Below are 12872 nucleotides of genomic sequence, written 5' to 3'. Positions count from 1 at the left end.
GCCGAACCCGCTTCGCGGGTCGGCTTAACTCAGGCGTTAGGCACCGCATGCAGCTAATTGGCTTTTCAATTGCAGAAGACTTTATCGCGCTTGAGCGCGGGCTTGACCGTTTTGATCTGCACAACAACTTTGACTTTCAGGGCATGTCATACGCCCCAGCGCCACAGACGTTAGAGCTACATTGGTGCCGTGGCACCGGCGATTGGGTAAAGCCATCGGACCCGCCTGAGCTCTCACTCAGCTTTGCTGGGGTGTACTTGTTCAAAGCCAAGGAGCGTGACCCGGCAGCTCCATTCACCGAGGATAGCTGCTTGGACTCCCTTGGATTCATGTGGGACGACTTATTAGCTGAGATGCGTACATTCACCTCAAATAGACCTTCTGAGGGCTGCAACCACCTCACGGCCAACTTCATGAGCGGCTTTAACATCAAAGTGGGCGCCGCATCCGCGACTCTGCGTGTTTCGGGCGGTGCCTAACAATTCATTCAAGCCGACGCCGCTTCGCGGCGCGGCTTAATTCAGGCGTTAGGCCTCACAGGAAGATCATGAGCGATTCCCAACCAAAAGCTGGCGAGCTCTTCTCAAGGCAATACATTCCTCGAGGCGCCCCGACCCGGGACAGCGCGCTATTGCGGAATCGGCTCGATGCGTATCTACAGGCGAACCATTACGGCGAATATTCTCAGCTAGCTTCCTACCTTCGGCAGGAAGGCGGGTTGATCATCAGTATGTTTTACTCGGACAAGTTCAACTCAACCTATTTCAACTTCACGCAATTCTTTACTCAATCGCCGATCGAGCACGTACTCTCGTCTATCACCCTTGTCTGGCGCTACTTCAAGGCAACTGATCGAAAGTCAGTAACAAAGCACGACAGAAGTATTGGCTACATCCACCCGAAGGCGACGGCATGGCGGGAGTTCGTCAACCGCGCGCTACGGGAGGAGAACGTCGGGTATGTCGCCGATGCGGAGTGCGGCGTGCACTTCTTTGTTGATGAAGAATTTGAGCGCAATCGGGCATCAGCGCTCGCGTGCCTGGCCAGCCCGAGACATGCCGCCGTACGCGCTGCTTTCGAGCAATCGCACGCCTACTTGGACTCGAATCCACCAGATACTAAGGCAGCGGTTAGGTCGTCTTTCGAGAGCCTTGAGATACTAGCCCGTCTGATCGATCCAACGAGCAGAAACCTAAATCGCTGGATGGTCGAGAACAAGCTCAAGCCGCTGATCGTGGCCACCGCAATTAATGGCGCTGAGGGAACAATGCTGGATAGAGCAATGGATGGATTTGCCCAGCTCGTCGACGGGATACATACGTTCCGCCATGGTCAGGGCACTTCGGATCCTGTTGCGCCCTCGTTGCCTACCGCGGTTTATGTCGCATCATCTACAGCTGCGGCTCTCCGGCTTCTTGCACCAGTAGATCTAGGGTCAAGTCGGTGAGGCCTAACAATTCGTCCAAGCCGACGCCGCTTCGCGGCGCGGCTTAATTCAAGCGTTATGCCCCATCCCTCAGACCGCTTCAAGCTGCTGATTCAATCAAACGCCGAGGAGGTCGCGCGGTTGCATGCGCGCGTGCACGCGACATTCGCGCAGCGGGATCGAAGCCCTGACAAGCGCCACGAATGGGAGCGCGCCTGCGAGATCTTCCACTCTAGATACAACGAACTGGCATTTCCCGGCGGCTTTGATGGGGCGCTGGACCGCATTGTGGCTGGTGACCCCGAGTCTATGGAGGCTGCCATCTGCTTCCTTGAGCTTCGCCCCTATTTCTTCCGGTCTGGCTACATGTTTGACTCCATACTCCGCAGGACCAAGCGTGCGCCACTCTCCCAGGAGCAGGTCGCTAGGCTGCAGCACGTCATTCAAGCCTTGGCTGCATGGCGCTCAAAAAGGGCCGCCACAAATGGGGCATAACAATTCATTCAAGCCGACGCCGCTTCGCGGCGCGGCTTAATTCAAGCGCTAGGCCCATGAAAAGACTTATCGAAATTTTGGCAATGCTTCTTTCAATCTCGGGCGCATCCTGTGCGCAGCCCACTCCGCCAATCAACGTTTCTGGGCTTACGGAAGCGTCCATGAACTTCGATCAAAAGGGAGTCGGCCCATTCCTCGGTAGCCTGTCGCAATCCTTTTCTTCTGGATTCAGCGCAAACCAGGCGGACAAACTTGCCGCAGCAATTGACTCCTTGCCGGTCGAGCAGACTGGCAGCTGGGAGTACGGCGTGACAGTCAACGGCAAGCCCGAGCGCTTGGTGATCGTCGCGTTCAAGGACGACGTTGATGCCCCAGATCTCGCCTTCTATTCGCCCCCAAAGTTGGCCGTCAGCATTCAAAAGCAGCTAGAGTCTTTCGCGCAGGCCCAAGGCTGGTAGGGCCTAACAATTCATTCAAGCCGAGCCCACATCAGGACGGCGCCCAAGTGGATGCCTTCGGCTATATTCGCACTCAGTCGCCGCCCTGCTGCGGGCGGGCTTAATTCAGGCATCGGGCCGCAATGGCAGCAATCAAGGTCGTAGGCGCCGTCGAAGCATCGTCAGATGCTCAACGACTAGCATGCATCTATCAAACATGGGATGGTTTAAAGATGGTGGAGTTTCCATCACCGGCACGTTAGGTTGTGCTCAAGCACTGGCCGCCAGCTATCCCGGCATAGCGGCATAACAATTCATTCAAGCCGAACCCGCTCCGCGGCGCGGCTTGACTCAAGGCTTAGGTTCCAGGCCGATACAACCTGCGTCGCGCCCCATCAAGGCCAATCCTGGACGACCTCAGTGCAGCCGACGAAAGAGAGGTTTGCGATGAAGACTGTTGCTCTCACCGTGCTTGTTGCAGTTTTTGGCTTGGCTCATGCAGCTCAGGCGCAACCTTCCACGCCGGATCTCTCGACGATTGCCGACGGCAAGTCGTGGAAGGTGTTTCATGCAAACGTCGAGCGCACCGAGAAGGATGGGAGTACTGCGGTGCGCCTAATCGCCAAAGGGGACCCACCCATTGGAATCGCAGGTTTGGCGCTTCCGCGCGGGTTGACCTTCTTGACCGGGACGATTGAGATCGACTTGAAGGGCAAGAACGTCAAGCAGAGAAGCTTTCTCGGGGTAGCGTTCAACGTCATCGACGAGAAGACCTTCGAGGCCGTGTATTTTCGGCCGTTCAACTTCAACGCCGAAGCGCCCATTCGCAACCGCTCGGTACAGTACATAGCGTGGCCGGAAAACACCTGGGAGCATCTGAGGAAACGCGCACCGGGTCAGTTCGAGAAGGCAGTGAACCCGGTCCCGGATCCGGACGCCTGGTTTCACGCCAAGATTGAGGTGACCGCCAGCCAGGTGCGCGTATTCGTGAATCACTCAAAGGAGCCGAGCCTGGTCGTCGCCAGGCTGTCGAGCGGTGATACCGAACGCCCTGTTGGACTTTTCGTCGATTCAGATGACGGCCAATACGCCAACCTGCAAGTCGCGCCGCTCAGGCCTCTACACCCGTAGGCTTTGCATCGGCGGCCGCGCTGATGCCTGACCCCTCGGTCAAGCGGGGCGCCAATGGCAAGTCAGCAAGCTCGGTCTGGCGGAACGCGGTACGTTTTTCGCAGACCTGGGCTTGGCGTCCGGCCATCGTCGCCCGTTTACCTCGCTTGTGCATTACACCAAAAAGACGGCCACGCCACGTTGAGTGCCTGGGCCTGGTCGCTTAGGCGTTGAACAAGCATCTTTCGGACTTGGAGGTCCATGGCTGCTCGGATCGTCAGCGCCCTTGACGTCAGTAGCATCAAGCCATGACGCGTGCGGCGTTGCGGATGCTGCCCAACCATCGCGGCCGGACTCGCCTCGCGGATCGGCTTGACTCAGGCGTCAGCCCACTGGGAGAGTTCGTCGCCATATCTGGCGCTTCATCCGGTGCTTTGGCTAGTTCGTCGCACGCCAGTTGCCGCATTTCCCTGGAGCTGCAATCCTTCCGCTTCCGCTCACGGGCCAAAGGAGCCGCGTCGTGAAAGCGCTAATTGCGACAGTTGCCTGGTGCCTTCTCTTTGTACTGTGCTGGCCGCTGGCCCTGCTGGTCTTGGTGCTGTGGCCGATCGTTTGGTTACTGACCCTGCCCTTCCGCCTCGTGGGGATCACGTTCTCCGCCGTGTTCGCGCTCCTGCACGCCCTCCTGTTCCTGCCTGCCCGCCTCCTTGGTTGGCGGCCGGGACGCACAGCGGCGGCCTAGCGCTCAATCGGAGGCCGTTCCGCAGCGGGACCTAGCTCGAACGTCAGGCGACAGCATGAAGTACGCGGATGGCACAGACATAGAAGTTGGCGACACTATCCGGATCGACGGGGCCTACCGTGGCCGCGTCATTGCCTCGATGGACACAAACGAGTACTTGCCGGGCGAGGACAGTTGGGCATATCTTGGCGCAGGCATCATGGTCGACACGGATTTCGCCGGGCTTGTGCATTACACGACGGAGACGGCGGAGGATTTCGTACTGATCGAGCGCGGGGCGCCCACCTGACACCTCGTTCAGCGGCATCCGCATCATGGCTTGGCTTGGCTCAGGCGCAAGCCACTCGGAGATCCTTCCAAGGGAATCGCATATGACACGACTCTTGTTGCTCGCACTGTTCGTTGTGCCTTTCGGTGCAAGCGCAATCGTCATTCGGGATGACGTGGATGACGCGAAGTATCGAGTTCCGGCATCTGAGTTCCCTGCGCTAGTCGACATGCCTGGTGAGGGACATGGCGTGCTGGTTGCACCGCAATGGGTGATAACCGCTGCCCATGCGGTCACCTGGCAAACGGACATCAAGCAGGTCACTATCAATGGGATATCCAGGGACGTTGAACGTCTCGTGATACACCCCGGATACAAGAAGCCGCCACAAGCGCTGCTGGACCAGGCGCTCGCCACTTGGGATTGGACGCTTTTCCGGGTGGCGCTCTCCTCCTCGGATGACATCGCACTTCTCAAGCTGGCACAACCCGTTACCGATGTCTCGCCAGCCGCACTCAACAAGCGCGATGACGAGTTCGGCAAGACCATCAAGGTCATGGGGAAAGGCGCTACCGGTAACGGCGTCACGGGCTATGAATTCGGCAGCTCCCACCGCACGGAGCTTCGCCGCGCTTACAACACGGTCACCAGCGCCGATGGCCGCTGGCTCTGCTATGTGTTCGACAAGCCGTCGGACGCCCTTCCCCTTGAGGGTGGGTCAGGAAGTGGCGACAGCGGCGGGCCCGTCCTTATCCAGGCTGACAAGGATTGGCTGGTGGCTGGACTGACTTCATGGTCGGATCCTCAAAGCGCTATCAGAACGCCCGGGAGGTATGGTCAAATCACCTGCAATGTCCGCCTGAGTCACTACAGCGAGTGGATTGGGAGCGTCATATCTACGCACCCGTAGGCGGGCGCCAATCATTACATCAGGTCGAAGCCGCCTAGCGGTTGATTCAACTCAGACTCCAGGCCTTATGATGCAATCTCTGGGCTTTGCCATAGCCGCAAGCCTCACTTTCCTTGTCTTCGGTGCTGGGATGATCTATGTCACATGGATCAGGCCATCATCGCGATTCCGCCGGATCTTCTGCGCCCGGTGGCGTCTGTTCGGCCGCACCGCCTCCAAGTTCGGCGCTGCAACTCAGTCGTTTACTCTTTTGGCTATGGGATTGGGAACTTTGCTCAGCGTTTTTGACGCGCCATTCAAGAAATACGCATTCGCTCCTCTCTTGGTTGGCGTAGTCCTCACCGGCATTGCACGCCTTGGCGATCTCCGCAACGATGAGGCCTAACATTTCATTGAATCCGAACTCACTTCACCAGTTGACTTGACTCATTTATTAACCCGTAATCCAATGCGGGTGCCAACAATCCAGTCGAGTCGAGGCCACTTCGCCTGTAGGCTAAATTCAATTTTTCGGAGCAGCTCGAATGGAGGAAACAAGATCATCGGAGAGAGGCGGCGCCGGCATGTGCTCTCCTCTGGCTTCTCATTCGATCCGCCGCTGCTCAGCCGCGCGGCTCAATTCAAGCATTAGGCAACAATGACAGCTCCATCGCATCCAGTTGTAGATCCAATGCTCGTTGGCACGTACCCAGCGAGCGCAAAGGCTGGCGGCGGCTACGTATGGGACGCCGTTCTTGAGTATCGGGTGTGGTGTCACCCGGAGCGCGGTGCACCGGACCTCGCTGATGGGAGTGACTACTACTATCCCTTCGAAACGTATGAGGAGGCGCTGACTTTCTCGCAAGACACGCAGGGCTCGGAAGAACCTCTGGCCCTGATCCTGCAGGACGAGTACATAGACGAGCCTGAGCCTGGGCGGTACGTACATGTCAAGCAACGTCGGGTGGCAGAGTGGCCGGTGCAATTCCTCTCCCGCCCCAGGCGAACGCCCCATACAATCCCGGACTTCATGGCGCCGGATGCCCCGCCCAACAAGCTGGATATACTGCGTGGCCTTGCGCAGTCCATTCATGGTGCCAACAGGGTTGGCGCCTAACAATTCATTGAGGTCCACGCCGCTTCCCGGTGCGGCTTATATTTCAGGCATTCGATCACCATGAAATACATCGCAAGGCCAAGGGATTTCAAACGGCCTGATATGCATATAGTCGGCAGTATCGTCGATGGGCACTTGGTCGAAGGAAGCGCGATGCAACTGCCTGAGCGCATCGAGATTGAACCTGAGCCAGGAAGCGCTCACTACTTCGTTTTCCGCTATGCAAAGTCCGGTGAGTTCTGCGGGGACACTTGGCATGAGAACCTGGAGGCTGCATTCGCCCAAGCAAACCTCGAGTACGGCCTTGATGCTGCAGACTTCTTCTTGGTACACGATGGTGACTCAGGCAGCGGTCATGGGGGCGCAGCCTAGCGATTCATTAAAGCCGACGCCGCTTCGCGGCACGGTTAGCGCCTGCCCGCGCTTGGCGATGCGGTCTACCTTGTCACCCTTGCGGCGCGCGGCATCCCGAGTCGGGTCGGTGCGCAAGGGCACCGCAGCGACGACCAGCCAGGGCACAGGTCCCGCATGCTGAGCATGTCCTCCAAAAACTGAACGCCGCACCGAAACACACGAGGAGCCTGAGCGCCTGGAATGATTGACGGCGGCCGACGACTCGACGAGGATCGTGCCAGGCCGCGTATACACGGTCCAATAGGATTTTCCGCGCATCAGGGGACTGTGTGCGATCTTTCGTTGCAACGCTTGTGGCACTCGCTTCCGTGGCCATCACCGGAAGCGCGTGGGCGCACGGCGGCGGCCTCAACAAGGACGGCTGCCACACCAATCGCAAAACGGGCGACTACCACTGCCACCGGGGCGGAAGCACTCCCCCCTCTCCACGCAGCTCCTATGTCCCTGCCAATAGCGTTTCCCCCTCGGGATCTACGTCGGGCAGTCACGCATTTGCCAACTGTACGGAGGCCCGTGCCGCGGGGGCGGCTCCAGTCCATCGCGGCGATCCAGGCTACGGGCCTCACTTGGACCGGGACAACGACGGTGTGGGATGCGAGCCTTCCCGTGGGCGTCGGTAGACTATGCGCTGGCAATCATTCAGACCGAACCCGCTTCCGGGTCGGCTTAAATCGGGCATCAGGCTGCGTAGGAGCTGCCATGCGGTGGTACGCGATAAGGACGGTGTATGCCTTCGGAACCAAAGACGATGGAACCAACGTCTTTGAGGAGCGCATCGTTGCATTTGAGGCAAACGACCAGGATGAGGCCTTCGCTAAAGCCCACAAGGAATCCGTTACCTATGCGGCTGACCTGAACCTTGAGGCGCATCCCGATCAAGTCAGCTACGAACAGGATGGCAACGCTCTCACCGACGGCTATGAACTTTGGTCCAAACTCTTTGAGTCGCGTCTCGAACTCAATGAATTCTATGAGAGCCTTTACGTCTCCTACGAATACCATCCCGATCCTCGGCCTAGCAGCTAGTCCGAACATGGCACACCCACCACGCGCTCCGAAGAGACTTAATTTGGTCCTTATTCCGCACAACCGGCCTTGATATGGACATGAAAATTCCCAAGGCTTCAGCGGCTGGCTTGACTGGAGTAGTTGCAGCGGCATTCATTTCTCTTGCAGTCCTGGCGTACATAGCCCTTTGCTTTATCGTTCTTTACAGGCAGGACTGGCTACCAAAAAATTCTATCCTTTATGCATCTCTCATTGGCCCGCCACATTGGCTCGCTTGGAGCACTGGCGCAAGGCCCATGTTTTGGGGCTGCACACTGGCAGTGATGGTCGTTGCCATCGTTGGAGCAAGCGTTCGCCCGCTGTTGCTGCCTAGCGCTGGGCTTTGCTTTCTCATCTGGATTGGCTCAGGATTTCTGTCGGTAGCCATGTCCGTCTAGGCGGACAAGGCCTAACGACGCTACCGACGGATCGGCCTAATCCATGCGGTAGCGCAAATCGCATCTCAGCGAGCCGACCATGAAGATCGGGGAATGCTCGGTACTCGCGCCGAACGGAGACAGTCGTGTCATCGTCCGTGCCTGCTGCAGGGGCACGCCACACAGCAGACCAACCCAGGCAGAGTTCCGCTTGGTGGCTCGGCATAGTTCACGTTCGGAGATCAAATGAAGTTACGCCCACTCAACAAGCGCCAGGAGAAGCACGCGTTGGCATGGATGCTGGCCAGCCTGAACGAGCCGATAGACAACAGCTGGCGATCGATGCTCAAGCGAGAAGTTGTCGGACTCTTGGTTCCCTTCCTCGTTGTCGCGATCGTCCTTGGCGTCATGCGCTCTCAGTCGTTACTGGCGTTGTTCACGACGGTTGGCGCACTTATCGTCGGGTTGGCTACCGGCATTGGCATACGGCATATTGCCGCGGCACGTCATTGGCCCGTGGTTGCTCGCTGCTTGGACCGTGACAAGATCGAGCAGAGGCTTCGCGAGCTCGACAGCTAACGACGCACTCAAACCGCTGCCACTTCTCGTGCCAACTCAGTTCAAACGTTGGATCCCCATGACCCCTCTCGACCGCATCACCGAGCGCGTCAGCCGTCTAGGGCATCCCGACGAGCCTGGCACCCCGCGACCACTGCTGGCCGTCGACGAGTTCTTCGAGGGTAACGTCGAGGCAGGGAGCATCGGCTGCAACCTTGACGGCGCTCCGGGATCCGGCGCGTTTCACAACCTCTTCCGCACTATTGCACAGCGTCCGGATGTCGAGGACATCCGCGTTCAGATCACCGCATTCGACTGTCCCGAGTGGCCGTTTTCGGATACCGTCTACATCATGACCTCCGCTACACCCGAGGAGGTGGCGACATGGTTCCCCAAGCACCTAAAGCCCGACGAGACCTGGATGGGCTTCGTGGATCAACCATACGAGCCTTATCAAGTTCCCAGCGAGACACGCCCCGTTGCCTGTTGGTGGGACTGATGGACTCTGGCGTGCTGTTCGAGCGTGCGCCGCTTCGCGGTGCAGATTGATTCCTGCGTAGGCGCCATGACATCCACCATGCATGATTCCCAGCCTCTGGAAGCCCTTCGTTCCCGTTTCAACGCTGGCGAGGACCTGAAGTACCTCTTCTTCTGGGGTCATCGGACCAGCAAAGGCAAAGTGACCGCATCCTGCTTCAGCCAATGGTATGAAGCTCCGTTCGTCGCTGAGGGGCAGCGCTATCCGACAGCCGAACACTTCATGATGGCGGAGAAGGCCGCGCTGTTCGGGGATCAGGCAACAAGGGCGTTGGTACTTCAGGCGCCTACGCCCGGAGCAGCGAAGGCACTAGGGCGGCAGGTGCGCGGCTTCGATGAGGCGACTTGGCTGGAGAACCGCTTCGCCGTGGTGGTCCGTGCCAACGAGGCCAAGTTTGCTCAGAACACGGCGTTGGGCCTGTTCCTCAAGCAAACAGGCTCTCGCATTCTCGTCGAGGCGAGTCCCGTCGACACCATCTGGGGCATTGGCCTCACCCAAGACGACGCCAGGGCAGGCAACCCGAACCTCTGGCTCGGCCTCAATCTCCTGGGCTTCGCCCTCATGCAGGTGCGCGACGGCTTCTAGGAACGCTGCGGACCATGCTGCGCCGCCGACACTTCATTGCACCCCCATGACGCCTACCGCACTCGAAGTACTGAACCAGCTGCGCACCAAGCTGCGCCGTGCTTCCGTCGCTACGGTCGGCGGCTTCCGCCCACCCGAAGACCCGCTGACTTCATGGTTCTGCCGCGCAGTCGGCCTGCCGAACGAAGGCCTTCCTTCGTGGAATGGCGAGCCGATGTTTCCGCTGTTGCAGGTCCGCATCGACGAGTTGCCCTTCGTTCCCCCGCAGTTGCAAGGCATCGCGTTGCTGGTGCTGTTCCAGAACCTGCAGCGCCACCCATTCGATCGCCCGCATGGCGATGGCTGGCTGGTCCGCGAGTACAGGTCGCTGGATGGCCTGCAGCCGCTTCCCTCCATGGGGCACCCGTTTCGGCCTTTTCCGATCGGCTGGAGCGAGGTGGAGGACGATGCTCCCGGGTGGGAAGATGCCTGGGACTGCGTCGACCTGACGCCCGTCAACGACGATGAGGCGGCATCCGCTGCATTCTTCGATGACTTCGCGCGCCACGCCTCCACCAAATTCGGCGGATACCCTACCGAGATCCAGCATGGCGTCGGCTTGAAGGACTTCGTCTTCCAGGTGGCATCGGAAGAAAAAGTGGGCTGGATGTGGGCAGACAACGGAGTCGGCTACTTCTTCCGCTCGCCCGGAGGGCAATGGTCATGGTCTTGCCAGTTCTACTGAATACAGCCGACGATGCATCCAAGCCGAGCCACCAGCGCAATGTCGCCTGGGTGCCCACCCTGGGCGGTGTTCGTGCTTGCGGCCCGGTCCCACCACGAAGTCAGGCATTCGGACAGTCATGACATGAAGCCCGCCGGCTACTCCGGAACACCTCTCGCCCAAAAGCTGGGTATCGCGGCGAACAGCACCGTGGTTGCGCGATACGCGCCCGACAACTACCGCGCATTGCTCGAGCCGGTTCCCGCTGGGGCCATCTTCGAATCGACCGTCTCCCCCGCCACCGACATCGTGCATCTCTTCGCCGAGCGCAAGCGTGTCTTGGAAGCCGAACTTGCGGTGCTGCGAAGCGCGATCAGACCCAATGGCGTTGTCTGGGTGTCCTGGCCCAAGAAGGCATCGAAACTGCCCACCGACATCACCGAAGACACCATCCGGGAGTTGGCGCTACCGCTCGGCTTTGTCGATGTGAAGGTCTGCGCGGTGGACGCGATCTGGTCGGGCTTGAAGTTGGTCATTCGCAAGGAGCTCAGATAGGCATGCGACCTACGCCCCGTGCATGCAGTTTCGCCTGTCGTGGTCTTGGCCTCCATCGACGCCCGTGCGGCCATTGTGCAATCGCTGCACCAGCAGGGACAGCGATTCAACAGCGGCGTTCGCCAGGCAGCGCGCTTGTTGCGCTGCTTGCGTTCTCCTTCCCCGCCTACGCGACAAGCCAATGCCCACCCGAATTCGGCCCGAAGGATCCGACCGTCAACCTGCTGGGCTGGCTCGTCGTCGCCGTGGGCATCGTCGTTGGCGGCCTGCTGTTCGCTTACCTCGTCCGGCGCTCGCGCGGCATGCGTTGGCTTCCTCGATCGGCCGTCATCGTCCTTGGCTTCTGCGGGATGATCGCCGTGTGGGTGGGCGGCCTGGCGTTGGCCTTCGTGTACTTCTTCTTCCAATGCTAGCAATGCGCGCGGGCCGGTCATCCGCGCCGAGCCCCGGTCATGGACCGGCATGGTTCCGGCAAGCCCGGCGCCTCGCGCCCTTCGCTCGGCTTGCACTTCGCTGACCGTATCGTCCGCCCACTGCCGTTCTGCCGGGATGTTCCAGATGCTGTCCTCCGCCCCAAGTTCTCCGTCCCCGCTGCGGCCCTTCGCGGCGCGGGTCCTGGTCGTCATGGCGCTGGCCGGCCTGGCGCTGCTGGCCTGGCAACTCTCCGAACTGCTGCTGGTCGTGTTCGGCGCGGTGGTGGTCGGCGTGCTGCTGCACGGGCTGGCGTCGGCACTGCGCAAGTGGCTGCCGGTGCCGGAGTGGGCGGCACTGGGCCTGGTGATCCTGCTGTTGGTGCTGATCCTGTCGTCGATCGTGTTGCTGTTCGGCGCGGAAGTCGCCGCCCAGATCGACGCGTTCCGGACCACGTTGCCGGCGGCATGGAACAAGTTCCACGCGTGGTTGCAGTCCGGCCCGCTCGGGCCGCAGATCGAGAGCATCCCCGACCAGTTGCGCGACGGCGCTTCGACGCTGGCCACGCATGCCGGCGCGATCGTGCTGTCGGCCGGCGGCGGAATCACCGACGCGGTGCTGATGATCGTCGGCGGCGTCTACCTGGCCGCGCAGCCCAAGCTGTACCGGCGCGGGCTGCTGCGGCTGCTGCCGCGCGACCGGCGCGATGTCGCCGACGAGGCCCTGGCCGCCAGCGGCCAGGTGTTGCGCGCTTGGCTCGGCGGTCAGTTCCTGGCGATGCTGGTGATCGGCAGCCTGACCGGTCTGGGGCTGTGGCTGCTGGGCGTCCCGGTGGCGCTCGGCATCGGCCTGCTGACCGCGCTGCTGGACTTCATCCCGATCGTCGGCCCGATCGTGGCGGCGGTTCCGGCGGTGCTGCTCGGCTTCACCGTCAGTCCGCAGGTGGCGCTGGGCGCGCTGCTGGTGTTCGTGGTCCTGCAGCAGATCGAGGGCCATGTGCTGCAACCGCTGATCCAGGCGCGTGCGGTGGACCTGCCGCCGGCCTTGCTGCTGTTCTCGCTGTTCGGCATCGGCGTGCTGTTCGGACCGATGGGCGTGGTGTTGGCGGCGCCGCTGACCGTGGTGATCTACGTGCTGGTCAAACACTTGTACGTTCACCATGCCCTGGACGACCCCGACGACGCCGTGCCGGTGGCCTGA

Annotated in this window: 19 protein-coding genes; all 19 read left to right on the top strand. The window is 60.3% G+C overall.

Annotated features, from left to right (window positions below; translation table 11 throughout):
• Positions 1-47 precede the first annotated feature (47 nt).
• The 19 genes from JR064_RS07995 to JR064_RS07905 all read left to right on the top strand — a co-directional run bounded on the left by JR064_RS07995 (position 48) and on the right by JR064_RS07905 (position 12872).
• Entirely contained in the window at positions 48-479 is a 432-nt protein-coding gene (locus JR064_RS07995) for a hypothetical protein (RefSeq protein WP_206229359.1), read from the top strand.
• 68 nt (positions 480-547) lie between these two features.
• The gene (locus JR064_RS07990) at positions 548-1447 is read left to right on the top strand and encodes a hypothetical protein (RefSeq protein ID WP_206229358.1); all 900 of its coding nucleotides are present in this window, start codon (positions 548-550) and stop codon (positions 1445-1447) included.
• 57 nt (positions 1448-1504) lie between these two features.
• Positions 1505-1921, top strand: coding sequence for a hypothetical protein (locus tag JR064_RS07985; RefSeq protein ID WP_206229357.1), 417 nt, complete (start codon positions 1505-1507; stop codon positions 1919-1921).
• A gap of 161 nt (positions 1922-2082) precedes the next feature.
• A complete protein-coding gene (locus JR064_RS07980) occupies positions 2083-2379 on the top strand; it encodes a hypothetical protein (protein ID WP_206229356.1) in 297 nt (98 codons plus the stop codon).
• Between the two features lie 426 nt (positions 2380-2805).
• Positions 2806-3489 (top strand): LamG domain-containing protein, encoded by a 684-nt coding sequence (locus JR064_RS07975; RefSeq protein ID WP_206229355.1) that lies wholly within the window; start codon positions 2806-2808, stop codon positions 3487-3489.
• 499 nt (positions 3490-3988) lie between these two features.
• Positions 3989-4210, top strand: a complete 222-nt coding sequence (locus JR064_RS07970) for a hypothetical protein (RefSeq protein WP_206229354.1) — start codon at positions 3989-3991, stop codon at positions 4208-4210.
• Between the two features lie 55 nt (positions 4211-4265).
• On the top strand, positions 4266-4499 hold the full coding sequence (locus JR064_RS07965) for a hypothetical protein (RefSeq protein ID WP_206229353.1): 234 nt from the start codon (positions 4266-4268) through the stop codon (positions 4497-4499).
• Between the two features lie 82 nt (positions 4500-4581).
• Entirely contained in the window at positions 4582-5388 is an 807-nt protein-coding gene (locus tag JR064_RS07960; protein ID WP_206229352.1) for a trypsin-like serine protease, read from the top strand.
• Between the two features lie 67 nt (positions 5389-5455).
• Positions 5456-5773 (top strand): hypothetical protein, encoded by a 318-nt coding sequence (locus JR064_RS07955; protein ID WP_206229351.1) that lies wholly within the window; start codon positions 5456-5458, stop codon positions 5771-5773.
• A 771-nt stretch (positions 5774-6544) separates the two neighbouring features.
• Positions 6545-6856, top strand: a complete 312-nt coding sequence (locus tag JR064_RS07950) for a hypothetical protein (protein WP_206229350.1) — start codon at positions 6545-6547, stop codon at positions 6854-6856.
• Between the two features lie 311 nt (positions 6857-7167).
• On the top strand, positions 7168-7518 hold the full coding sequence (locus JR064_RS23340) for an excalibur calcium-binding domain-containing protein (RefSeq protein WP_343236290.1): 351 nt from the start codon (positions 7168-7170) through the stop codon (positions 7516-7518).
• A 79-nt stretch (positions 7519-7597) separates the two neighbouring features.
• Entirely contained in the window at positions 7598-7924 is a 327-nt protein-coding gene (locus JR064_RS07940; RefSeq protein ID WP_206229349.1) for a DUF4288 domain-containing protein, read from the top strand.
• A 644-nt stretch (positions 7925-8568) separates the two neighbouring features.
• On the top strand, positions 8569-8901 hold the full coding sequence (locus tag JR064_RS07935; RefSeq protein ID WP_206229348.1) for a hypothetical protein: 333 nt from the start codon (positions 8569-8571) through the stop codon (positions 8899-8901).
• A gap of 58 nt (positions 8902-8959) precedes the next feature.
• Positions 8960-9379, top strand: a complete 420-nt coding sequence (locus JR064_RS07930; RefSeq protein ID WP_206229347.1) for a hypothetical protein — start codon at positions 8960-8962, stop codon at positions 9377-9379.
• A 66-nt stretch (positions 9380-9445) separates the two neighbouring features.
• Positions 9446-10003 (top strand): riboflavin biosynthesis intermediates N-glycosidase, encoded by a 558-nt coding sequence (ybiA, locus tag JR064_RS07925; protein ID WP_241092915.1) that lies wholly within the window; start codon positions 9446-9448, stop codon positions 10001-10003.
• 46 nt (positions 10004-10049) lie between these two features.
• A complete protein-coding gene (locus tag JR064_RS07920; RefSeq protein ID WP_206229346.1) occupies positions 10050-10727 on the top strand; it encodes a DUF1963 domain-containing protein in 678 nt (225 codons plus the stop codon).
• A gap of 123 nt (positions 10728-10850) precedes the next feature.
• Complete coding sequence (locus JR064_RS07915; RefSeq protein WP_179571206.1) at positions 10851-11261, top strand: DUF3052 domain-containing protein; 411 nt, start codon at positions 10851-10853, stop codon at positions 11259-11261.
• A 2-nt stretch (positions 11262-11263) separates the two neighbouring features.
• Positions 11264-11674 (top strand): hypothetical protein, encoded by a 411-nt coding sequence (locus JR064_RS07910; protein ID WP_241092914.1) that lies wholly within the window; start codon positions 11264-11266, stop codon positions 11672-11674.
• Between the two features lie 211 nt (positions 11675-11885).
• Positions 11886-12872 carry an AI-2E family transporter gene (locus tag JR064_RS07905; RefSeq protein ID WP_191825891.1) on the top strand — a complete coding sequence of 329 codons (987 nt, stop codon included), beginning with the start codon at positions 11886-11888 and terminating at the stop codon, positions 12870-12872.

This window comes from Xanthomonas bonasiae (genome assembly GCF_017163705.1).
Lineage (GTDB): Bacteria > Pseudomonadota > Gammaproteobacteria > Xanthomonadales > Xanthomonadaceae > Xanthomonas_A > Xanthomonas_A bonasiae.
Note: the sequence above shows the minus strand (reverse complement) of the source record. Positions and strands in the feature narration are given on the sequence as shown.

Coding starts and splice junctions, on each gene's coding strand:
- ybiA (WP_241092915.1), top strand. CDS start 9,446: ATGACATCCACCATGCATGATTCCCAGCCTCTGGAAGCCCTTCGTTCC.
- JR064_RS07940 (WP_206229349.1), top strand. CDS start 7,598: ATGCGGTGGTACGCGATAAGGACGGTGTATGCCTTCGGAACCAAAGAC.
- JR064_RS07930 (WP_206229347.1), top strand. CDS start 8,960: ATGACCCCTCTCGACCGCATCACCGAGCGCGTCAGCCGTCTAGGGCAT.
- JR064_RS07960 (WP_206229352.1), top strand. CDS start 4,582: ATGACACGACTCTTGTTGCTCGCACTGTTCGTTGTGCCTTTCGGTGCA.
- JR064_RS07980 (WP_206229356.1), top strand. CDS start 2,083: ATGAACTTCGATCAAAAGGGAGTCGGCCCATTCCTCGGTAGCCTGTCG.
- JR064_RS07950 (WP_206229350.1), top strand. CDS start 6,545: ATGAAATACATCGCAAGGCCAAGGGATTTCAAACGGCCTGATATGCAT.
- JR064_RS07905 (WP_191825891.1), top strand. CDS start 11,886: ATGGCGCTGGCCGGCCTGGCGCTGCTGGCCTGGCAACTCTCCGAACTG.
- JR064_RS07935 (WP_206229348.1), top strand. CDS start 8,569: ATGAAGTTACGCCCACTCAACAAGCGCCAGGAGAAGCACGCGTTGGCA.
- JR064_RS07985 (WP_206229357.1), top strand. CDS start 1,505: ATGCCCCATCCCTCAGACCGCTTCAAGCTGCTGATTCAATCAAACGCC.
- JR064_RS07990 (WP_206229358.1), top strand. CDS start 548: ATGAGCGATTCCCAACCAAAAGCTGGCGAGCTCTTCTCAAGGCAATAC.
- JR064_RS07995 (WP_206229359.1), top strand. CDS start 48: ATGCAGCTAATTGGCTTTTCAATTGCAGAAGACTTTATCGCGCTTGAG.
- JR064_RS07975 (WP_206229355.1), top strand. CDS start 2,806: ATGAAGACTGTTGCTCTCACCGTGCTTGTTGCAGTTTTTGGCTTGGCT.
- JR064_RS07920 (WP_206229346.1), top strand. CDS start 10,050: ATGACGCCTACCGCACTCGAAGTACTGAACCAGCTGCGCACCAAGCTG.
- JR064_RS07955 (WP_206229351.1), top strand. CDS start 5,456: ATGATGCAATCTCTGGGCTTTGCCATAGCCGCAAGCCTCACTTTCCTT.
- JR064_RS07915 (WP_179571206.1), top strand. CDS start 10,851: ATGAAGCCCGCCGGCTACTCCGGAACACCTCTCGCCCAAAAGCTGGGT.
- JR064_RS07965 (WP_206229353.1), top strand. CDS start 4,266: ATGAAGTACGCGGATGGCACAGACATAGAAGTTGGCGACACTATCCGG.
- JR064_RS07910 (WP_241092914.1), top strand. CDS start 11,264: ATGCGACCTACGCCCCGTGCATGCAGTTTCGCCTGTCGTGGTCTTGGC.